Origin of the sequence: Sinorhizobium medicae (assembly GCF_007827695.1) — a bacterium.
GTDB lineage: Bacteria > Pseudomonadota > Alphaproteobacteria > Rhizobiales > Rhizobiaceae > Sinorhizobium > Sinorhizobium medicae.
In genome coordinates this window covers 14,047-34,033 of record NZ_VITA01000026.1, presented here as the reverse complement: position 1 = coordinate 34,033, position 19,987 = coordinate 14,047, and the positions used below count along the sequence as shown (strand labels likewise).

The following is a 19,987-nucleotide window of genomic DNA, read 5'->3' as shown; positions in this document are numbered from 1 at the left end:
CATTCGTGGCCAGCGATACCACGAACCTACAATGCGAGTGCCCTATATAGTCCAACGCCTATAGTCATATCTCGCGATCCTATTGGACAAAAATTGAGCAGAAATTCAGTCTCGCGCTCAGAATTTAGTCTCCGAAGGATAGTGAATATGAGAATCGAAACGGAAAAGCCGCTGTGGCAATACACGGCGAGCGAGCTCGGTGCAGCCTACCGTCGCGGCCAGGCCAAGCCAAGCCAGGTCATCGAGGCCGTCCTGGTGCGCGCGGGCCATATCGACCCCGTTCTCAACCTCTTTGCCGTTCTCGATGCCGAAGGCGCACGCCAGGCGGCTCGTGAAAGCGACGCACGCTTTGCCGCCAATACGCCGCTCGGGGATTTCGACGGAATCCCGATCACCATCAAGGACAACATTCCCGTAAAGGATCTCCAGCTGGCCTGGGGCAGCGCGCTCTACAAAGGCCAGATCGCCGAGAAAGACGAGACGCCGGTCGAAAGACTGCGCGCGCAAGGCGCCGTCATCCTGGGCAAGACGAATGTATCGGAATTCACCCTCGGGCGTGGCAATGTGAACACGCTCGCCTTCGGCGTGACACGCAACCCGTATGATCCGGCGCTGACTTCCGGCGCCTCGACGGGTGGCGGTGCTGCGGCGACAGCGGCCGGGGTCGGAACCGTGGCAATTGGAACGGACGGCGGCGGCTCCATCCGCCGTCCGGCATCCTACAACAATCTCGTCGGCCTCAAGCCTTCGACGGGGCGCGTCGCCCGTGTCAACGGCCTACCGCCCATCCTTGGTGACTTCGAAATCATCGGTCCGCTCGCCCGCACCGTGGACGATCTCGCCTTGGCACTTTCGGCCATCGAAGGCCCCGACGCGCATGACCGGGCCTCCTATGGGTTCTCCAAAGGAGGGGTGGAACCCGTGCGCCGCGGGCAGAAGGTCCTGTTCGTACGCGAGGTCGCCGGCATGACGGTGGAGGAGCCGATCGCAGCCTCCGTGGCGGAAGTGGCGGACAACTTGAGGGCACTCGGCTTCGTCGTTGAGGACGGACCTGCCCCCTTCGATGCCGTCCTATTCGAGAAGCACTGGCCGGTGATGGGAGCGACTGGTCTTGCCTGGCTGCTTAAGGACACCGATTGGGAAGGCAAGGTCGGCGCGCCCTATCCGCCGATGATCGAAAAGGGCCGTGCGCTGACGGCCGTGGAATTCTTCGACGCGCTGATGGCCTACCGCTCTGTCTACGAGCAGTTCGCGCGTGCGTTCGACACCTACGATCTCGTGCTTACCCCGGCCGCAGGCGCCATGCCCTGGAAAGCCGAGGATTTCGCACCTCCCTATCACCGGGCGTTCACCGGCTTCGTCAACGCGGCCGGCCTGCCAGCGATTTCCATTCCCTCCTCACCTTCCGCAAGCGGGATGCCGATTGGCTTCCAGCTGATCGCGCCGTTCGGGGCCGACTGGTCGCTGGTCTCCATCGCCAAGCTCTACGAGGAAGCCCATCCGTGGATTCAGAACGCACCCGCAATTTGACGGGCACGGACAAGGAGACAGCGATGGATTCGGTGATCATGGGACGGGTTGTCACGCCGGAAGGAACACACTCCGGCTGGGTGGCCGTCCGGGGGGAAAAGATAGCGGAGATCGGCGCCGGCGTGGCGCCCAGTGCTGCAACCGTGGTGGACTACGGTGACTGCCTCATCCTGCCAGGCTCTATCGACGGCCAGACCCACGCGACCAACAGCAAAGGCCTCGTCGGCTTTGCGCCGGCGAGCGCTTCAGCGCTTGCGGGCGGGGTCACCACCATCGTCGACATGCCGTACGACATGCCGCTGCCGCTCGATATACCGGAGCGGCTCGCGGCAAAGATATCCGCAGTCGCGGCCCATTCCCTTTGCGACGTCGCACTTTACGCGACGGTGACGAAGGAAAGCGGTCTCGATCATGTGGAAGCTTTGATCGAAGGCGGCGTTGTCGCCTTCAAGATCTCCTCATTCGAGAGTAGCCCGGTGCGATTCCCCCGCATAGACGAAGCGCTGACGCTTGACCTCCTGGAAAAACTTGTTGGCCGCGATCTTCCCCTTGGCCTGCACAACGAAGATCAGGAGATCGTCCGTTCCCGCACAGCAAAGGCACGGGCGGCGGGGCGGGACGGGATCGGCGCCCATTCCGACAGCCGACCGCTCGCCGCCGAGCTTGCCGCCACCGGGCAGTTCCTGGCGCTCGGCCAGGCCGTCGGCGCCCACGCCCATATTGTCCATATCTCGCACGAAGAAGGTTTCGCGCAGGTCGGCGCCTTCGCCGGCATCGGCGCTCCTGTGACCGGCGAGCTTTGTGTCCACTATCTCTGCTTCGACCCCGCACACGACGGTGACCTACTCGGCGCTCGCATGAAAGTAAACCCGCCGATCCGACCCGATGCCATTGACGGCCTTTGGCGCGCGCTGGAATGCGGAACCGTGGCCTTCGTGTCCTCCGATCATGCCAGCTGGCCGATCGACAACAAGCTCGCCGTCTCGATTTACGAGGCTGGCGCCGGCATTCCCGGCCTCGAAACCCTCGTACCCGCCTTCTTCTCCGCCGCACAGGCGCGCGGGCACGACGCTGCGCGGCTGACGGCGGAGTATCTTGCCGCCCGGCCTGCCCGCTTCTTCGGCCTTTCCGGCCGCAAGGGTGCGCTCGCACCTGGACTCGACGCGGATTTCTGCGTGCTTGAACAAGGTGAATTCATCTGGGATGCCGCGAAGGCGCATGACGGATTGAATTGGAGCCCATTCGACGGCCGCCGGTTCGATGTTCGCGTCGCGGCAACCTGGTTGCGCGGAAAGCCGGCCTGGAACGGCTCGCAAATCCTGCTGTCGCAGGGCAACGGTCAGTACCTTCGCCGCCACGGCCTGGGCTGGTTTCCAACACATTGAAAGGTCACGTCTCATGGCGCAAATCAGTGCCGCTTCGCGCGGTGTCTATGTCATCGCGGTCACTCCTTTTCACGAGAACGGTGCGATCGACATCGAAAGTCTCGACCGGGTGACGGATTTCTACATCGAATCCGGCGCGAGCGGGATCACCATCCTCGGCATGATGGGCGAGGCTCCCAAGCTGACCCAGTCCGAAGCACGCGAGGTAGCGCAGCGCGTCATCCTGCGGGCGGGCGATGTGCCCGTCGTCGTCGGCGTCAGCGCACCGGGGCTTGCCGCGATCGGCGAACTCGGCCGGACGGTGATGGACATGGGCGCGGCCGGCGTGATGATCGCCCCGCCTATGAGCCTGCGCACCGACCAGCAGATCCTCGGTTATTACCGGCAATGCGCAGAGACGCTTGGAGTGGACGTGCCGATCTGCCTCCAGGACTTTCCGCTCGCAACGACCGTGCAAATCAGCAACGACCTTCTCGGCCGCATCGTCGACGATGTGCCGGAAATCGTCATGCTGAAGCATGAGGACTGGCCGGGCCTCGACAAGATTACCGCCCTGCGCGCCGCCGAAGCCAAGGGACGCCGAAGGATATCCGTTCTGTGCGGAAACGGCGGGGTGTTCCTGCCGGAGGAAATGGCGCGCGGCGCCGACGGAGCTATGACAGGTTTCGCTTATCCGGAAATGCTCGTGACGGTCTGCGAGAGCGTAACGAAGGGCGACATGGACCATGCACAGGACGTGTTCGATGCCCACCTGCCGTTGGTGCGCTACGAACAGCAGCCCGGCATCGGCCTTGCCGTACGCAAGTACGTCCTTGCGCGGCGCGGCGCCATTGCCTCCGCAACGATCCGTAAGCCCGGCGCGCCGCTGAATGCCGCCGCCATCGCCGAGCTCGAGCGTTTGATCGCCCGGCAGGAAGCGCGCCTCGCCGCGTTGCTCTGAACTGGAAGCCTTGCCCGCAAATAAGGCCAGTGTCGAAAGACACCGGCCTTGTTTGCGTTGATAAACCGTATTGGAGCGGCCGCGCCACAGTCCGGTTCCCTAGAACCGTGTCAGAGCGCTTCATTATTGAATGGAAGCCTCCAGGACGGTGCTGAAAAGCCAACTCGAAGGGGCATGCAATCTAGTGGCTCAGGAAATTCCGAATGCGTTTCGGCGCCTGGTCGGAGAAGATAACCGCGGGTGCACCGTCTTCGACAATGCGGCCGTTTTCCATGAAAACGACCCTATCGGCGACGTTGCGGGCAAATCCCATCTCGTGGGTCACGACCACCATCGTCATGCCCTCGCGGGCAAGCTCACGCATGACTTCAAGAACCTCCCGGGCAAGTTCCGGATCGAGCGCCGAGGTCGCCTCATCGAAGAGCATGACCTTAGGCTGCATGGCGAGCGCGCGGGCGATGGCGATGCGTTGCTGCTGGCCGCCCGAAAGCTCGTGGGGCCTGGCGGACAGCTTTCCCCCGAGCCCGACGCGCTCGATGAGCCGCACAGCCCGATCTCGTGCTTCCTCCTTCGAGGTCACACGACAGGCAACTGGCGCATACATAACGTTTTGCAGCACCGTCATGTTGCGGAAGAGATTGAATTGCTGGAACACCATGCCGGTCTCCAGCCGGTGCAGGCGCAGGACGCCTTCGGTGGCGGGATGGAGCTTGCCGCCCTTTTCAACCTGCCCGACGAGATGCCGGTCGACCCAGACTTCGCCGGCTGTCGGTCGCGCCAGGTAGTTGATGCACCGCAGGAGCGTGGTCTTGCCGGACCCGGACGGGCCGATGATGGCGACCGTCTCACCCTCGCGTATGGTCAAGTTGACATCGTGCAGGACGTTGAGAATGCCATAATCCAGCCGAACGCCGCGCAGTTCGACAATGTTTTCCGGGTCGGGACGATCCGGCCAGCGCCGGTCTTGCTTCGCTATATTCATGGGGAGGTGACCTTTGCGGAAAGTCGGCGCTCGATCCGGATGAGAACGATATTGATCGTCGCGTAGATTGCGCCGGCGATGAGGACATGGACGAGCGGATTGCCACCCGCATAGATACGCCCGTTTGCAACGCTCATGATCTCCGCGGTGGAAATCGCCGAGGCAAGCGAGGTCTCCTTGAAAAGCACGGTGGTGCGGCCGATGAGCGGGCCGGATGCGATGCGGAGCACCTGAGGAAGCAGAACCGAGCGAACAAAGCTCCAGTATGGAATACCGAGCGCCCGGGCAGCCTCGGCCTGGCCGACGGGCACACCTTCATAGGCCGCCCGGAAGATCTCGTAGTAGTAGGCGGCCGCGAAGAAGGTGAAGGCGGCGATCGCCGCCATCATCGGCGAGACGTTCCAGCCAGCCCAGGTCGAGCCGTAGAATGCGAGGAAAAGCAGGATCAGCGGCGGCGTCGTCTGAGCGAGCCAGCTGTAGATGCGGATCACGGCGCCGTTGAAGCGGTTTCCGCCGATATCGAGCAGCATGAAACCGAGCCCGATCAACACCGAGAGTGCACCGCTGACGACGAGCAGCAGCAAAGCCTGCCCGGTACCCTGCATATAAAGTGCGACCGTCTGCCCCATCTCCGTCATGACGATGCCTGTTCGGCGCCGGCGGGAAGGAAGGACAGCGCCATGCGAACGGCCGCCATGGCGGCGGAAACGACCGGTACGCCAAGCCGGCGGGAGATTTGCTCCGCCGCGCCGGGACCGGTTGCGGCACCGTAGGCCCAGATGAAGACGAGATCCGGCCGGACAGGCGCGAGATCGCCGACGATCGCGTCGATATCGCTGCCAGCACCGCTGAAGTGGAGCGACAGTTCTCCGGCCCAGGGCTGGCTCCGCCACCCCTCGACTTGCTGCCGGCGCTGGCGGTCGCCATAGACCACAAACCCGATGCGCGCAGCCGGCGTGGTGCGGGCGAGCATCTCGGTCTGCGCCGTCATCGCATAGGCGGGAAAGATGACCGGCAGGCGGGAGCGAATATCAAGCGCCGGCAGCATCTCGGCGGCACAGACGATGGTGAGGGTCACCCCTTTATCTTCAAGCCGGGAGATAGCCGCGCCCAGGCGACCGGTCAGCGCCTCCCGGTCGAACCATGTATTGGTTCCGGGAGGACCGACAGCCCGGTCCGAACCTGCGCCGTGATGGAGCGCGCGGATGGCCGGTGCTTCGGCGCCGGCCTCTATTGCTTGCAGCTCGGTCGCCGTCAGTTTATCGAGGACGTGCTCCCAGACCGGCACGATTTCGAAGCCATGGGCGGCGAAAAGACGGTTATGCAGGGCTTCGAGATCGGGGCGCGGGCCCTGCCCGAGGCTCACGAATCCGATCCTCAAGGGAGGATGGTTGCCGTTCATGCGCCGACCTCCTTTGCCGAAGACGCAAGCCGGCGTGTCATGTTCCAGCGTACGGCCTGAGCGGCGAGGCTCAGCACGCCCCCCATCAGGATATAAATGAGGGCAGCGGCGATCAGGATTTCGAAGGGCTGATAGGTCATGGAAACGATTTCGTTGGCCACAGATGTGAGTTCAGGAATGGTGATGATCGAGGCAACGGACGTGCCCTTGAGGACAAGGGTGGCATTGGAGAGGTAGGTGGGCGTGAAGATCGGCAGCGCTTGAGGAAAGACGATCTGGACCCAGGTGCGCCATCCGGGTAGCCCCAGCGCCCGCGCCGCCTCGATCTGTCCGGGATCGACCGCCCGCAGGCCGGAGCGAAAAATCTCGATATTGTAGGCGATGGCCGAAAGCGTGAGCCCGATCACTGCGACCGGAAAGGGCGAAAGCACGATGCCGAACTGCGGAAGCCCATAGTAGAAGAAAAACAGAATGACGAGCGTCGGAAGCGAGCGCAGGAGAAGGGTCGCCATGTCCAGCGCTTGGGAGGCGGGCGAGACGCGGGTCAGGCCGACGACGGAAAGCGGAAGGGCGATGACGGTCGACAGAATGAGCGTCAGCACCGTCAACCAAACTGTGACCCAGGCCGCCTGCAGGAGAAGCGGAAGGTTTTCCGCAAGATAGTTCATATCCATGGATGCCGTCCGCTTCCCGTCAGGATCACTCGCCGGTGATCCATGTCTCTTTCAGCTTGTCGATCGTGCCGTCCGCCTTCAGCTTGGCGAGCGCATCATTGACCGCTGCCAGCAGATCGGGTTCGTTGCGGCTGACGACGAGCCCGTGCGTATAGGGCGAAACGTTTTCGACGACGAAGCCGGGCTCAAGCACGGTCACGCCCTCCTCTGCCCGCGCATGGAAACGGGCAGTAAGATAGTTCATCGAAACCGCGTCGATTCGCCCGTTCTTGAGATCGAGCATTTCCTCGGCGATACCGGGGTAAGTCGTCACCGTCACGTCGCCCTCGAAAATCTTTTCCAGAATAGGCCCTTCCTGCCCGCCGCGCACGACGCCGATCCGGTGACCACGCCCCTGATCGACGGAGGCGACCTCACTATCCTTCGGCACGACCAGAGTGGTGAAGTTCTCGACGGTCGGTTCGGAAAGATAGAGATCGGGCGAGGCCATGCGGGCTGGCGTGCGGGCCACCGCCGAACAGATCATATCGAAGCGCCCGGCCTTGAGACCGGGAATGGTCGCCGCGAAATCAACGCGCACGAACTCAGCCTTTAGTCCGAGATCCTGGGCGATCCGCTCGCACAGGGCCACGTCGAAGCCGCCGAGGGAGCCGTCGGACTGGACAAGGGTCAGCGGCGGTGCGTTACCGGTGGTCGCGATGGTCAACTGGCCTTCTTGCACGAGGGCTTGTTTGAAATCATCCGCCACCGCATGACCGGCGGCGATTAGCCCGGCAAGGGAGAAAGCGAGCAGTTTCATAATCTTCATTTGGTTGATCTCCAGTTTTGGCAAGTGGAGCAGCTTGCCGGTTCCCCATTCTTGTTTTTTCAGAAGCTCAGATGAGCCGATAATTTGTTTTCATGCCAGATTCATTCCGGCAATGAAGGCATAGGCGAACGCTTATGGAGGCCCGCCGACGCTTCACGGTTCAATCAAAATGCATCACCGGCTTTCCGACCCACCCGGGCAACTGATCGGGTCGCGCGGGCGCGAAAATCTCGTAGTAGCTGCACCCCTCCGGGCCGCAGGCCACGACACCGTGCCGCGCCCCGGATGGCACGAAAACAAGGTCGCCCGGTGTCGCCTCGATCTCCTTGCCATCAACGACAATCGTGCAAAGGCCCGACAGAATGACCATGAGCTGCTCGTTTTCATGCCAGTGCAGCCGTCCGTCGAAGACGGTATCGCCTGCGTTTTCGATGAAGACGGCGGAAATGAGATTGCCACAGACGGCCTTGCGCACGGTACCTGTCCGCAATCCGGCGGCAGGCGGCAAGCTGTTCCAATCGATCTTCATGGCGTCATACGCTCGCGATCATGCCGCCGTCGACCCGGATGACCGAGCCGGTGAGGTAGGAGGCGCGCGCAGAAGCCAGGAAGGCTACCACATCGCCGTATTCGGCCGGCTCGCCGTAACGCCCGACGGGAATGGAAGCGGTGGACGAAGCAGCCACTTGTTCAACGGTTCGCCCTTCCCGCCCGGCCTTCTGCTCGTCAAGGAAGGTGATGCGCTGCGTGGCGATGCGTCCCGGCAACACGATGTTCGCGGTGATGCCGAAACGGCCCACTTCCGTGGCCAGCGACTTCGACCAGCCGACGAGGCTCATGCGCAGCGCGTTGGAAACGGCAAGGTTCGGGATCGGCACGATCACGCCGGAGGACGTGGAAGTGATGATGCGCCCCCAGCGCCGCTCCTTCATGCTCGGCAATACGGTGTCGGTGATCTTGATGACCGACAGAACCATGGACTTGAAATTGTCGAGCCAAAGCTCCGCCTTTTGGCCTTCGGCCGGGGTCGGCGGCGGCCCGCCGGTATTGTTGACGAGAACGTCGACCGGTCCCATTTCCGCTTCGATACGGGCGACATTTGAGGCAATCGCGTCGAGGTTCGCCAGATCCCATTGCACGGCGACCGCGCGGCCACCTTCACCGACGATGCGGGCAACGGTCGCCTCTGCCGCGTCGAGCGAGATGTCGGCCACCGCAACTAGCGCACCCTCGCTTGCAAGCGAAAGAGCGATCGCCCCGCCAAGGCCACCGCCCGCACCAAGCACCAGCGCGGTTTTGTTCTTCAATCCGAAGTCCATGATCCATCCTCTATGTCGTCCCTCCCTTTCCCGCAACGCGGACGGAGGGCATGGAGGAAGAGTTTCAAGATGCGGCGGCAATGTCTACGAAGATCAAATTATCAACATATAGCTCTTCGCCTATGACCATGGCGAAGCCCTGAAATTTCACCACGCGCGAGCACGAGTGGGACGTCGCGCCGAGCAACGCGGCGTTTCGGGTCACATTTGGCAGTTGATGGCGCGGTGTGCCGACGGCTAAGGTGGTCAGTGTCGGCAGGCAGGCCCGAATGAAACTTTCAGAAAGCGGCGGGAGGCCTCATCATGCGACCAAGCATCCGGCACCTTGAAATCTTCAGACTTTTCTCAAGGGTTTTGAACGTCACCGAGACGGCGCGCATTTTGCGCGTTACCCAGCCTTCGGTCAGCCAGGCGCTCAAGGATCTGGAGCTGCAGCTTGGCGTCAGCCTGCTGATCCGGTCGAAATCCGGCCTGCGATTGACATCCGCCGCCGAGGAGCTTCTGGCCTCGATAGACGGCGTGCTCGACAACATGCAAATGCTGGCCGACCGGGCATCCCGCCTGCGCGGCGAACAACGGAACCAGCTGTCCATCTCCACGGTCCTGCCGCTGACGGCGGCCCTGGTTCCCCTTGCCATCGAGCGGGTTCGCAAAGACAAGCCAGGCGTGCGCATCACCGTGGAAAGCTATTCGAGCCGCGAGGTCGTTCAGAAGGTTCAGGACCGATCGGTCGATCTCGGGTTGACCTTCCTGCCGATCGAGGTTCCGGACCTGATCCAGCATCCGCTGATGACGACGGAGATGGCTTGCCTGCTGCCACCGGGCCATCACCTCGCGGCCAGGGAGATCGTCACCGCCGACGATCTTCTCGAGGAAACCATCATCACGCTGGGTTTGCAGGTGCGGCAAGAGTTCGACGTGCGCTTGGCCTTCGATCGGCCGCTCGACGACACCCGTTTCATCACCACCAATCTCTCCACCATCGCATCGGACATGGTGCGACAGGGGATGGGTGTGGCGATAACCCTGCCCTACGTTCTCCAGCATCTGGAAGGGAGCCAAGTGGTGGCCCGCCCGTTCCGCCCGCTAATCAAGCGTTCGCTCGTCGCGGTGTTCCACAATCATCCAGGGCTTTCGCCCATTGGCCGGCTGTTCCTGAAGCACCTGCGGGCAGAACTGCGTGCCTTTGCCGACGTTATCGCCGACCACGGACTGACGTCGCGTGTCCCGAGCTGACGCGCGACGTTTTCCCTAACGCCCGCCTGCGTTTTCGAAGACCGTCCGCAGGCCTTCGCCGAACAGGGTGATCCCGGCCACCAGCGTGAAGATGGCAAACCCCGGAATATTGACCAGCCAAGCCTCGAAGTAGACGAAATCCTTCGCCTCGGCGATCATCAGGCCCCAGGAGGCCGCCGGCGGCCTGATTCCGAGCCCGAGGAATGACAGGGCGGATTCCAGCATGATCGCGTGGGCCATTTCCAGCGTGGCGACGATAACAAGAGGGCCGGTCATATTGGGCAATACCTCGCGCACTATGATGTGGAAATCCGAGAAGCCGGCCGCGCGCGCGGCAAGGACGAACTCGGCATTCTTGAGCCGCATCGCCAGCGCCCGCGACACGACGAGGAACTGGTCCCACAGGAAGAAGGCGAGGATCAGCATCATCAGCCCCAGCGAATTGCCGAGAAGGCCATTGAGCGCGATGGCGGCCAGCATGATCGGCAGGCTGAGGCGGACGGTCAGCAGGAACACCACGAAGGCGTCCGTCCTGCCGCCGCGAAAGCCGGCGGCGAGCCCCAGGCCGATGCCGAGGACCGCCGAAATCAGGATCGTGCCGAAACCGACCGCCAGCGACATCCGACTGCCGTAGATTAGCCTGCTGAGCACGTCCCGGCCGAGATGATCCGTGCCGAGCGGATGATCCCAGGTTCCGCCCATAAAAACCGGCTTAATGAGCCGCTCGGCTAGCGACTGGGCGTACGGGGAATGCGGCGCGAGCAAAGGCGCGAAGATTGCCAGCAGAACCGTCAGGAGAAGGATCGCGCCTCCCACCCAAAGTCCCGGCCCGGCGGTTGGAAGTCGCGAGCGGGAGAGGCTCGGCTGGTCATCCGCCACAAGAGGGGTCGATGCCGTCATTGATTTACTCCAGTCGAATGCGCGGATCGATCGCGCGGTTGACGAGGTCGGCGAAAAGCGTCAGCACCACGTAAGCTGCGGACACCGTGAGAACCGAAGCCTGTACGACCGGATAGTCGTTCTGGTTGATCGCCTCCCAGGTGAGATATCCGATCCCGTTGATGGCGAAGATGTTCTCCACGACGACGGATCCCCCGAGCAGGAAACCGAACTGGACGGACGCGACGGCGACAACCGGCACGAGCGTGTTGCGCAGCGCATGCCGAAAATAGATTGCCGGACCGCGCAGTCCCTTCGCCCGGGCGGTCCGGATGTAGTCGGACGCCATAACGTCGACCATGCCGGAGCGCACGATGCGGATGATCGCCGGCATGGAGTAGAAACTGAGCGCCAGCGCCGGCATGATCAGATGTTGCATGTCGGTTCCACCGGTGATCGGCAGCCAGCGGAGATTAAGCCCGAGCACCAGGATCAGCAGGAAGCTGGTCCAGAAGATCGGCGTTGCGCCCCCGAGCAGCGCGATGAACAGCACGATCCGGTCCACGAGAGAGCCTGGACGTATGCCCGCGGCCATGCCCATCGGGATCGCGGCCGCGATTGCAAGGCCGGTCGCCAGCGCGCCCAGTTTCAAGGTCACGGGCATGCGCTCGGCCACCAGCGCCATCACCTGCTTGCCATAGTAGAACGACGCGCCGAGGTTACCGTGCAGCGCATTCCACAGCCAGTCGCCATATTGAATGTAGAGCGGCCTGTCCCACCCGTAGGTCTTGCGCAGGAAGTCGACATAATCCGCGCCGGCATTTTCGCCGGCAAGAGAAATGGCCAGATCGCCCGAGACCTTCAGCATGACGAAGCTGATGAACGAAATGGTGAGAAGCACCATGAGCGCCATCAGCACGCGGCGGATTAAAAAGTTCTTCATCTCGGCCTCCCACAGCCTCGGGCGACAACCTGGCCGGTAATCATTTCCAGTGGTATTTCCAGAACTCGACGTTCTCGTCCTTCGGCACGGGGCCTTCGAGTTCGGCGGACATCACGTAGTTGATCGGCATGGTAAAGAGCGGCGTCCAATAGGCCTGATCGGCAATGCGCTTGAACGCGGCCGAGAAGGCCTGTTTGCGGCTGTCGGCATCGTTGGTGCTGCCGGCCTCTTCCAGCCACGCATCGACTTCGGCATCACGCGACTGGTCGTCCGGCGCGCCGTTGAAATAGAACTTGGTCGGGGCTCCCGCATCCGCAATACCAGACGAGCCGAAATCGTCGATAACGAGGGCCGCCTTTCGATCGCGGCGTTGCTGCACCACGGCTGAGTATTGCTGCCAGACCAGATTGGCCCGGATGCCCACAGCACCGAGATAACCAACGATCGCCTCCGCCACGGGACGCGAGCGGAAACCGTAGATGTCGATGTCGAAGCCATCGGCAAAACCGGCTTCAGCCAGGAGCTGCTTGGCCCGCTGCGGCTCGTAGGCATAATCCTTCACATCCTGCTCGCAACCGAACTGGATGGGATTGCAGGCGGAGCGAATGGGTTCGGCCGATCCGCCGATCAGAGTCTTAGCAATGGCCTGCCGGTCGATGGCGTGGTTGATCGCCTGGCGCACGCGCGTGTCCGTCAGGGGCCCGTCGGGCGTGGCAAGGCCCGCCGCGTCCATGGTTAGGAAGCCGATGCGGAAGGTCGGCGCGTTCACCACCGTAACCGTGGGAATGGCGGCAAGGCGTTCAGCCTGGTCAGCGGGAATATACCAGGCCCAATCTACCCCTCCCCGCGCCAGTTCCGCCACCTGGGTGTTCACATCGGGAACGGTGCGGTAAACGAGCGTCTTGATTTCGGGCTTGGTCTTGGGGCCGCCGTCGAAGTAGCTATCGAACCGCTCGAAGACGATGTCGGACCCTTTTTTGCCCGCGACCTTGTAGGGTCCCGTTCCCACGGGCTGCTCCGAAAAGGCCTGGAGCCCGATCTTCTCCCGGTGATCCGCCGGCATCATCGGCACCTGGACGATGTACTGCAAGGCAAGCGGCGTCACCTTGCTGGCGTGAAGACGCACGGTGTAATCGTCGATGACTTCCACCCGCTCGATCCATGCGGACGTGATGCGGTCAAACACCTTGTTCTTGGGGTCGGCGGCGAAATTGAACGTGTAGGCGACGTCCTTGGCGGTGAAGGGGTCGCCATTGTGGAACGTCACACCCTTGCGCAGATGAAGTTCGAGCGTCTTTTCATCGATCCACTTCCAGTCCGTCGCCAGTAGCGATTTGAGCTCGAAGGTCTGTGTGTCACGGTAGATCAGCGTATCGTAGATGAGGAGGCCGAGAAGAAAGCCCTCGCGACCGGGTGCATAGAAGCGGTCGAGGCTCGGCAGCTGGGCGGCAAAGGTCGCAACCAGCGTATCATCCGCTTTACCGGCGAATGCGGGGGTCGCCGCCGCGACGGACGCCGCCAGCAGCGAGAGAGAAACGGCAGCCGAAACCATTCTGGACATCACAAACTCCGGTGTTGAGGGAAATTCAGGGCATGCATTGGACGTCACGGTGCGGCGTCCCAGGGCCTTTCGGAATGGAGCCCGCCGTGCAGATCGGGTACGGAAGAAATAAGGAGCCGCGTGTAATCCTCCCGCGGCTCCAGAAGCACGTCGCGAACGCTTCCCGTTTCGACGATCTCGCCGTGCCGCATCACCGCCACCCGATCCGCCATGTGGGCGACCACGCCGATATTGTGCGTGATGAGCAGGACGGAGAGCTTGCGTTCCCGGCGTTGCTGCTGGAGCAGGTTTAGGATCTGCGCCTGCACCGACACATCCAATGCCGAGGTCGGCTCGTCGCAAACCAGGATTTCGGGGTTAGCGATCAAGGCGCGTGCGATCGCCGCCCTTTGGCGCTGACCGCCGGAAAGCGCTGACGGCCGGCGACGCGCATAGGCCGATCCCAACCCCACCTCTTCGAGAAGGCCAGTCGCCCGGTTCAAGGCGGAGGCGCGGGCTTCGCCGCGCGCAAGCAAAGGCGCCGCGACGATCTCGGCAAGCGTGTGGCGCGGATTGAGCGAAGAATAGGGGTCCTGGAAGACGGGCTGCATACGGGCCGCCCGCTCCCGACGGGACAGGCTCCCGATGTCCTTTCCGAAACAAAGCACCCTTCCCTCGCTCAATGGGGAAAGCCCGAGCAGGATGCGCGAAAGAGTGGATTTCCCCGAACCGGATTCCCCCACGACAGCAAGCGTTTCACCCTCTCGCAGGGCGATGGAGACATTGGTCAGCGCTTTGAAAGCCTGATGGCCGGGATAGCTGTGACTGACAGCCCGCGCTTCCAGCGCGAGACGGGGCAAGGGCGCTCCCTGGGGCTCACGCATGGAAAAATTCCCTCTTTTCAATGGCGAAAAGACAGCGGCAGATTTCCACCGCGCCCGCGGGCCGCGCCGGTACCGTTTCCGTGCTGCACCGGTCCCGGACCAGCGCGCAACGGGGCGCAAAAGCGCAGCCTTCGATCCGGCCATGCAGCAGCGGCACCCGTCCGGGTATCGTGCCGAGTTCAACCGAAACGCCGGCGGGCGAAGGTGTCGTTGAAGGTACGCAGGAAATGAGCGCCCTGGTATAGGGATGGCGGGGATCGGCAAGTACGTCGCGGGCATCGCCGGTCTCGACCACCTCCCCGGCATACATGACGGCGACACGGTCCGCGATGGCCGCGACGACGCCTAGATCATGGGTGATGAAGACGAGGCCGATGCCGTGCTCGCGCTGCAACGACTTGAGCAGAGAGAGAACCTGCGCCTGGATAGTGACGTCAAGTGCGGTGGTCGGCTCGTCGGCGATGATGAGCCGCGGATGGGCCATCAGCGCCATGGCGATCATCACCCGCTGACGCAGGCCACCGGAAAGCTCGTGCGGATACTGGCGCAGCCGGGTGGCGGCGTTTGCGATGCCGACCCGTGTCAGGAAAGAGACCGCAGCCGTCTTTGCCGCCTCGCGGTCACGTCCGACATGGCGCAGATGCACCTCCATCAGCTGTCGTCCGATCGTCATGGTCGGATTGAGCCCGGTCATCGGATCCTGGAAAATGAAGCCGATGCCCTTACCCCTGAGGTCTTCGAGTTCGCGGCGCGACAGATGCTGGATATCGTGCCCCTCGAAAGCCAGACGTGTTGCCGAACACCGGGCCACGGGCGGCAGGAGGCCCGTTATGGAGAGCGCCATCAGGGATTTTCCGCAACCGGATTCACCCACGATGCAAAGCGTCTCGCCGGCGTTGACAGCGAGATCGATGCCACGCACGGCGTGAAGCACGCCGGAACCCGTGACGACCTCGATGTTTAAATCGCTTATCTCCAGCAAAGCCATCGATGCGCCTTCCGCCAATGTCGAACTTTCGTGGACCTGGGGAAATCATGGCAAAGGGGTGCCGGGCAGGAAAAGTATCCCTTTTCGGATGACGCTATAGCTAATCGCCTATGCCAATCTTCTGATTTAATCGGCGATGATCAAGCGCGAGTCGCCCTCCTTTTGAACCTTCGGACCGGCCACAGTTCAGATTTCAATGCCTCCCAACGATCGTAATCAAGGGCGACGATTTTTCGAGGTGCTGCCCAGGTCATTCACCTTGAGACGATAGGCATAATCCTTTTGTCGAGGTAGGAAGGCGCCTCTTCGCTTATCTGGTAGGATCCGAACCCTTTTCCCCTTTTTCTTGAATTCCGCCTCGCCTCCCGCCAAGGCATCCGCGAACTCCTCGCGCACGATCTCAATCGCTCGGGCAAGCTGCTACCGCTTCGGCTCGGGCAAGTTGCCTTTAGGCATAGTACCACCGACCGAGCGATCCTTGCGCGAATTGACTGACTGTGTGTTGATGAACAGTGGAACTCGACCCGTCTGGGTTGCGCACTACGTTTGACCGGCTAAAATATTGGATGGGCCTCTCGCCCGCGACGCCGAAAGTTCTTTCCGACAATTATGAAGTTCAGCCTCGATCATCCTGGTTGAGCGTACGCAGGTTCTTCACGGGCTGGTAAAAGCGGTCTGCGAAAACCATCTGGTCACGCTGGCTGGCGAAATCACCAAGGAAAAGCAAGGCATTGATCCCGTGTCGGCTTTTGGGTCTGGAAGCAGACGTGCAGCGTTCGATATGAAGGGCGGCCGCAAGTGGGTACAGCCGGCGTATACTCGCCCGCCTGTTCCGATCGATACATTATGCGATCTTTTTGGCCCAGAACGTGAACATCCTCGTAACAAGCTGTGGACAGGCCACGTGAAGAACGGCTCTCTTCGACCGAATGCAGAGTCTCAAGGGCAGAGTCATGCCGGCCGCTTTGCGCCGCCATGTTGGTCATCCAGCCATAGCTTGGTTGATCCCGAAACCTGCCGTTCGCCTCGCTGATCTTGCAGTCGGAGGCGGCGCATTTTGGCGCTATGCATACTCGTCGCGTCGTACCGCAGCCGTCAGGGAAGCCCGAAGCCGCATAGGAATCGGCTGCCGTCTGTGTGCATGGCTCTTAAAGAGATCTAATGCGAATTACTAAACGGTCAGGGAGATAAAGCCGAGCCGCTGATAACCGGCAGAGGATAGGCGGATGTACAAGGAATTTTTGGGGATAATCTTCGAATGGGCAGCCATCCTCACTGCGATCGTCACCACCGTCGCCTACGACCGCTACTGGCTGACCCAGCGCGCCCGCTGCAAAGCTCTTGAATCTTATCTCAACGGAGAAAAACTCAGCGCCGGCGACGAAGGGCCGCAGCGTGACGCACTTGATGGCCAATTTAGTGACCGAAGCGGAAGTGCTTCATGCTGGCTTTCAAGGCGACCGCGTCAAGACAGTAACCGGCCTCGCTGAACGCAGCCGCGTGGTGCTGCTCTACTTCGAATATAACGGCGCTGACCTCCCCGCGCTGAGGCAGTTCTGACCGCGACGGCTACTCGCGGCCTAGTCAGTCGCGGTCACATTTCGACATCGGCATCTTCCTCGTCGTCAGCCAGACCCTCGGCGTCCTCCCCTAGAAGGATCGCGCGCTGTTGGCGGGAAGGCTTCTCGAAGGTCTCGAACCGCGGAAGCGCCTGAAGCGCGCCGGCCTCCGAATGGAACAGGCGCGTGAAGGCGCGGCGGCCGCCGAAGCCGCTGCTGTGAAGTTGGCCGAAGACGCTTTTCTCCCCCGCCACCGCCCATATCGCGACCAGCTCCTCGCGCGCGAGCATCGCAAGGAACGCGGCGCGATCAACCAAGGCCGCGCTTCGTCCGACCCGGTGCACCGACGGATCCATGAACACCACTTCGGCATCCGTGTTGCGGTATTCGATCGACCGGCCATCGGAGAGGCGCAGGCCGAGCGCGTCGATCAGCCAGCCAGCGGGCAGGTTGAGGGTGATGTTCTGCGTAATCGAATGGTCGTAACTGTTGCTCTCAGCGGTATACTCGGCGGTGGGCGGTCGCACGGCCAAGGCGGGCGCCTGCCAGTCGGCACTGAAATCTGAGGGGGAACGGCCCCACGCGTTGTGGGGCCGTGCCCTTTTGTCCAGAGAGCCTCTCATTCGATTGAGCGGCTTTGCGCCCATGTCAGTCGTCCAGGCTACTCGACCGAGCTTCTAGAAACCGACGGTCTGCTTTCCGATCGTTTCGTCCGAATGCGCAGATCGCTGTCACGGAACCCAGCTTCTTAAGGCTTTGAGTTCAACCGCAGGTCGCAGAGAACAGCAGAATTGCGCTCGGCTCCTCAAGCCTAGACTCGAACTCGAGGAAGAACGGATGACATGTAAATCGCTGCTTCGGATAGCAACATATGGGCAGCTTTGATCAGCTCCCTGCTCGAAGGACTGCGCCAACAATTATTCCCATTATACCAGAAACCGCAGCAATGCTTGCCGTCATGACAGGTATCCACCACCTCGAATCCCTCTCTCTTTCAACAGCTCTGCTATGTAACTGAACAGCTGTGTCGATAAGAGCCGTGATTCAGCTGGCGACAAAGGTGCCCTCGAAATTCTATGTTCTCCTGTTTGATCGAGTAATTGCAGTTCTTCTTTTGATATCAACTTTCCCCGGCACCGACATCAAACAACTTGGGTGCTGCCGTCGTATTACAAGCGATGCGGTCTTTTGGCGATTTGGAGCGCCTGGCGCATCTTCTATCATGAGTACCCGTTTCAACCAGGGGCAAGCATAGGGCTGCAAAAAGAGACCTTAGGCCACCAGCTCTCCGATAGCACGTGTGCGCCATGAGCGGCCCTTACCTAAACACCTGCGAACGGCGCGTTCCACAAGTACAAAACGCACCCTCGTCGCTGGATTTCGCCATGACCAGTCGCCTACGGTCGCAGATTGTGCTCAATGTCGTTGATGATGCGACGCGCGAGTGCCGTCGCGTCGGTCCCCGACACCTCGATTTCCGTCCGGCGTGTCGCACGCGGACTAACGACGCTAATCGCTTGCCGGGGCAAGCGGGCATGATCGTCTCCATGGCGGTGCGGCTTCTGCAATCGAACGCCACATTCGATCACATGTTCACCGATTGACAGTTCTTGCATCCCGGCGGCGGCACACAGAAGACATCATGTGACTCTCGCGGCGCAGAAGGAGAACATCTCACCACTGAAGCGGTCCTCTTTGCAAAGGATCCCCGCTCCTCACCGAAGCTGACTTACACGGAGCCCGTGTCTAAACTTAATGGCGCGAGTCGGGTCACTGCGACTTACGCGGGCACCGTTTATCCATACAAAACCGAACTTAGAAATTATACGATGCATGCACAGTCTTAGGTTGCTACATTCCAAGAATGCGATATTGACGTGAACCACCACTAAAAACATCTCGAATTTCAGGTGGTTCGTCTACAACTTAAGCGATATTTACTTCCTTGCCTGCTTGGAAATCGTCGTTTTTACACATTTGCCCCTAAAAAATTATAGGGAAAATATACTCAGTTTGTCCCACATAATCATTTGAATAGTTTGGATATGGCGCAAGTTCCGGAGGTTAATAATCTCTCCATTGACATTTTCTAAGTTTTGTATTTTTATTATTATCTTCTTACATTCGAAAATAACATCTCGAGCGGCACGTCTGGAGGTCGACATCGCCCTCCGGCTGTTATGTCGCCCCCGTACATTAGCACGCGTCATAGTTGATTTGGCCATCATGGCATAAGTTTTCAAATGTACGCTACACATGTTGGCCCTCAAGGTTATGCAGCTTCATCTCGACAACTGATGAGATGGCGTTTGGGCAGATTCCAAAAGTAATCAACGGCATTTGTTGCGGCATGTCGAATGCTGCATACGGATCGAGATTACCTACAAACGAGGGAGGAAACGATGCAGGCGGGAGATCGCAAGGACTTTGCGCATACGGATTCATTCAACCGTGAGTGGGCTAAAGTAGTCGCAAAAGCATGGGCTGATCCTGATTTTCGCAAACAGGTTGAGCACGACCCAAGAGCCGTGCTTCGCGAGCGGGGCATTGAAGTTCCGGATGATGTGAAACTTGTACTGACCGACGGGCCTCCAGATGTCTCTGTCGTCCATCCCATCGATATACCTGTTTCAGCCGGGGTTGGTGTGGCCTCGGTGGGGCCCCCTGGCAGTGCACAACAGACCTCCGGGTGGAGCGCCTGCATTGGCCTGCCGGTGACGGCGCAGCTCTGCTTCAGCGGTGCCGGGCAGCCGGGTGGCGGCATGCCCCCTGGCGGTGCACAACAGACCTCCGGGTGGAGCGCCTGCATTGGCCTGCCGGTGACGGCGCAGCTCTGCTTCAGCGGTGCCGGGCAGCCGGGTGGCGGCATGCCCCCTGGCGGTGCGCAACAGACCTCCGGGTGGAGCGCCTGACTCGAC

At 61.2% G+C, this 19,987-nt stretch carries 19 protein-coding genes and 1 pseudogene; 7 read left to right on the top strand and 13 right to left on the bottom strand.

Features of this window, described 5'->3' with window-relative positions:
- The first annotated feature begins 147 nt into the window (after window positions 1–147).
- Genes FB009_RS28895 through FB009_RS28885 form a run of 3 tightly spaced genes read left to right on the top strand, consistent with a single transcriptional unit; the run spans window position 148 to window position 3,855 of the window.
- Window positions 148–1,530 (top strand): amidase, encoded by a 1,383-nt coding sequence (locus tag FB009_RS28895; protein WP_033051449.1) that lies wholly within the window; start codon window positions 148–150, stop codon window positions 1,528–1,530.
- 23 nt (window positions 1,531–1,553) lie between these two features.
- Window positions 1,554–2,915 carry a dihydroorotase gene (locus tag FB009_RS28890; RefSeq protein ID WP_153423489.1) on the top strand — a complete coding sequence of 454 codons (1,362 nt, stop codon included), beginning with the start codon at window positions 1,554–1,556 and terminating at the stop codon, window positions 2,913–2,915.
- Between the two features lie 13 nt (window positions 2,916–2,928).
- Window positions 2,929–3,855, top strand: coding sequence for a dihydrodipicolinate synthase family protein (locus FB009_RS28885; RefSeq protein WP_014989635.1), 927 nt, complete (start codon window positions 2,929–2,931; stop codon window positions 3,853–3,855).
- Window positions 3,856–4,036: 181 nt separating this feature from the next.
- On the opposite strand, the gene FB009_RS28880 is transcribed toward FB009_RS28885, so the two are convergent.
- The 7 genes from FB009_RS28880 to FB009_RS28850 form a co-directional block, all read right to left on the bottom strand.
- Window positions 4,037–4,837 (bottom strand): amino acid ABC transporter ATP-binding protein, encoded by an 801-nt coding sequence (locus FB009_RS28880; protein ID WP_028055190.1) that lies wholly within the window; start codon window positions 4,835–4,837, stop codon window positions 4,037–4,039.
- Window positions 4,834–5,475 (bottom strand): ABC transporter permease subunit, encoded by a 642-nt coding sequence (locus FB009_RS28875; protein WP_145162640.1) that lies wholly within the window; start codon window positions 5,473–5,475, stop codon window positions 4,834–4,836. The genes FB009_RS28880 and FB009_RS28875 overlap by 4 nt, the downstream gene beginning before the upstream one ends.
- Window positions 5,472–6,239, bottom strand: a complete 768-nt coding sequence (locus FB009_RS28870) for an AroM family protein (RefSeq protein ID WP_127587129.1) — start codon at window positions 6,237–6,239, stop codon at window positions 5,472–5,474. Before FB009_RS28870 ends, FB009_RS28875 begins: the two co-directional genes overlap by 4 nt.
- Window positions 6,236–6,913 carry an amino acid ABC transporter permease gene (locus FB009_RS28865; RefSeq protein WP_014989631.1) on the bottom strand — a complete coding sequence of 226 codons (678 nt, stop codon included), beginning with the start codon at window positions 6,911–6,913 and terminating at the stop codon, window positions 6,236–6,238. The genes FB009_RS28870 and FB009_RS28865 overlap by 4 nt, the downstream gene beginning before the upstream one ends.
- Window positions 6,914–6,938: 25 nt before the next feature.
- A complete protein-coding gene (locus tag FB009_RS28860; RefSeq protein WP_014989630.1) occupies window positions 6,939–7,721 on the bottom strand; it encodes a substrate-binding periplasmic protein in 783 nt (260 codons plus the stop codon).
- Between the two features lie 160 nt (window positions 7,722–7,881).
- A complete protein-coding gene (locus FB009_RS28855) occupies window positions 7,882–8,250 on the bottom strand; it encodes a cupin domain-containing protein (protein WP_028055187.1) in 369 nt (122 codons plus the stop codon).
- Between the two features lie 4 nt (window positions 8,251–8,254).
- The gene (locus FB009_RS28850; protein ID WP_028055186.1) at window positions 8,255–9,040 is read right to left on the bottom strand and encodes an SDR family oxidoreductase; all 786 of its coding nucleotides are present in this window, start codon (window positions 9,038–9,040) and stop codon (window positions 8,255–8,257) included.
- A 303-nt stretch (window positions 9,041–9,343) separates the two neighbouring features.
- On the opposite strand from FB009_RS28850, the gene FB009_RS28845 reads away from it, so the two are divergent.
- The gene (locus FB009_RS28845; RefSeq protein ID WP_014989627.1) at window positions 9,344–10,276 is read left to right on the top strand and encodes a LysR family transcriptional regulator; all 933 of its coding nucleotides are present in this window, start codon (window positions 9,344–9,346) and stop codon (window positions 10,274–10,276) included.
- A gap of 15 nt (window positions 10,277–10,291) precedes the next feature.
- On the opposite strand, the gene FB009_RS28840 is transcribed toward FB009_RS28845, so the two are convergent.
- The 5 genes from FB009_RS28840 to FB009_RS28820 are packed head-to-tail and all read right to left on the bottom strand — an operon-like array spanning window position 10,292 to window position 15,510.
- The gene (locus FB009_RS28840; RefSeq protein WP_145162637.1) at window positions 10,292–11,176 is read right to left on the bottom strand and encodes an ABC transporter permease; all 885 of its coding nucleotides are present in this window, start codon (window positions 11,174–11,176) and stop codon (window positions 10,292–10,294) included.
- Between the two features lie 4 nt (window positions 11,177–11,180).
- Window positions 11,181–12,098, bottom strand: a complete 918-nt coding sequence (locus FB009_RS28835; protein ID WP_028055184.1) for an ABC transporter permease — start codon at window positions 12,096–12,098, stop codon at window positions 11,181–11,183.
- A 40-nt stretch (window positions 12,099–12,138) separates the two neighbouring features.
- Window positions 12,139–13,659, bottom strand: coding sequence for an ABC transporter substrate-binding protein (locus tag FB009_RS28830; RefSeq protein WP_014989624.1), 1,521 nt, complete (start codon window positions 13,657–13,659; stop codon window positions 12,139–12,141).
- Between the two features lie 44 nt (window positions 13,660–13,703).
- Window positions 13,704–14,522: an ABC transporter ATP-binding protein gene (locus tag FB009_RS28825; RefSeq protein ID WP_127628199.1), complete on the bottom strand. Its 819-nt coding sequence runs from the start codon at window positions 14,520–14,522 to the stop codon at window positions 13,704–13,706.
- Window positions 14,515–15,510 carry an ABC transporter ATP-binding protein gene (locus FB009_RS28820; protein ID WP_014989622.1) on the bottom strand — a complete coding sequence of 332 codons (996 nt, stop codon included), beginning with the start codon at window positions 15,508–15,510 and terminating at the stop codon, window positions 14,515–14,517. Before FB009_RS28820 ends, FB009_RS28825 begins: the two co-directional genes overlap by 8 nt.
- Before the next feature lie 1,226 nt (window positions 15,511–16,736).
- On the opposite strand from FB009_RS28820, the gene FB009_RS28810 reads away from it, so the two are divergent.
- Window positions 16,737–17,000: a hypothetical protein gene (locus tag FB009_RS28810; protein WP_145162634.1), complete on the top strand. Its 264-nt coding sequence runs from the start codon at window positions 16,737–16,739 to the stop codon at window positions 16,998–17,000.
- Window positions 17,001–17,104: 104 nt separating this feature from the next.
- Here FB009_RS28810 and FB009_RS28805 read toward each other — a convergent pair whose 3' ends face one another.
- Window positions 17,105–17,716, bottom strand: a complete 612-nt coding sequence (locus tag FB009_RS28805; RefSeq protein ID WP_186447690.1) for a hypothetical protein — start codon at window positions 17,714–17,716, stop codon at window positions 17,105–17,107.
- A gap of 711 nt (window positions 17,717–18,427) precedes the next feature.
- Here FB009_RS28805 and FB009_RS33990 point away from each other — a divergent pair.
- Both FB009_RS33990 and FB009_RS28800 read left to right on the top strand, forming a co-directional pair.
- Window positions 18,428–18,646 (top strand): annotated as a pseudogene (locus FB009_RS33990) (IS3 family transposase); the annotation flags it as partial.
- A gap of 780 nt (window positions 18,647–19,426) precedes the next feature.
- Window positions 19,427–19,981, top strand: coding sequence for a hypothetical protein (locus tag FB009_RS28800; RefSeq protein WP_145162631.1), 555 nt, complete (start codon window positions 19,427–19,429; stop codon window positions 19,979–19,981).
- Window positions 19,982–19,987 lie beyond the last annotated feature (6 nt).

Bases quoted from the DNA above. Each gene is read 5' to 3' on its own strand.
- FB009_RS28820 (WP_014989622.1), bottom strand. From the start codon at position 15,510: ATGGCTTTGCTGGAGATAAGCGATTTAAACATCGAGGTCGTCACGGGT.
- FB009_RS28835 (WP_028055184.1), bottom strand. From the start codon at position 12,098: ATGAAGAACTTTTTAATCCGCCGCGTGCTGATGGCGCTCATGGTGCTT.
- FB009_RS28895 (WP_033051449.1), top strand. From the start codon at position 148: ATGAGAATCGAAACGGAAAAGCCGCTGTGGCAATACACGGCGAGCGAG.
- FB009_RS28870 (WP_127587129.1), bottom strand. From the start codon at position 6,239: ATGAACGGCAACCATCCTCCCTTGAGGATCGGATTCGTGAGCCTCGGG.
- FB009_RS28810 (WP_145162634.1), top strand. From the start codon at position 16,737: ATGTACAAGGAATTTTTGGGGATAATCTTCGAATGGGCAGCCATCCTC.
- FB009_RS28845 (WP_014989627.1), top strand. From the start codon at position 9,344: ATGCGACCAAGCATCCGGCACCTTGAAATCTTCAGACTTTTCTCAAGG.
- FB009_RS28830 (WP_014989624.1), bottom strand. From the start codon at position 13,659: ATGTCCAGAATGGTTTCGGCTGCCGTTTCTCTCTCGCTGCTGGCGGCG.
- FB009_RS28850 (WP_028055186.1), bottom strand. From the start codon at position 9,040: ATGGACTTCGGATTGAAGAACAAAACCGCGCTGGTGCTTGGTGCGGGC.
- FB009_RS28840 (WP_145162637.1), bottom strand. From the start codon at position 11,176: ATGACGGCATCGACCCCTCTTGTGGCGGATGACCAGCCGAGCCTCTCC.
- FB009_RS28865 (WP_014989631.1), bottom strand. From the start codon at position 6,913: ATGGATATGAACTATCTTGCGGAAAACCTTCCGCTTCTCCTGCAGGCG.
- FB009_RS28805 (WP_186447690.1), bottom strand. From the start codon at position 17,716: ATGGGCGCAAAGCCGCTCAATCGAATGAGAGGCTCTCTGGACAAAAGG.
- FB009_RS28885 (WP_014989635.1), top strand. From the start codon at position 2,929: ATGGCGCAAATCAGTGCCGCTTCGCGCGGTGTCTATGTCATCGCGGTC.
- FB009_RS28860 (WP_014989630.1), bottom strand. From the start codon at position 7,721: ATGAAGATTATGAAACTGCTCGCTTTCTCCCTTGCCGGGCTAATCGCC.
- FB009_RS28890 (WP_153423489.1), top strand. From the start codon at position 1,554: ATGGATTCGGTGATCATGGGACGGGTTGTCACGCCGGAAGGAACACAC.
- FB009_RS28800 (WP_145162631.1), top strand. From the start codon at position 19,427: ATGCTGCATACGGATCGAGATTACCTACAAACGAGGGAGGAAACGATG.
- FB009_RS28880 (WP_028055190.1), bottom strand. From the start codon at position 4,837: ATGAATATAGCGAAGCAAGACCGGCGCTGGCCGGATCGTCCCGACCCG.
- FB009_RS28875 (WP_145162640.1), bottom strand. From the start codon at position 5,475: ATGACGGAGATGGGGCAGACGGTCGCACTTTATATGCAGGGTACCGGG.
- FB009_RS28825 (WP_127628199.1), bottom strand. From the start codon at position 14,522: ATGCGTGAGCCCCAGGGAGCGCCCTTGCCCCGTCTCGCGCTGGAAGCG.
- FB009_RS28855 (WP_028055187.1), bottom strand. From the start codon at position 8,250: ATGAAGATCGATTGGAACAGCTTGCCGCCTGCCGCCGGATTGCGGACA.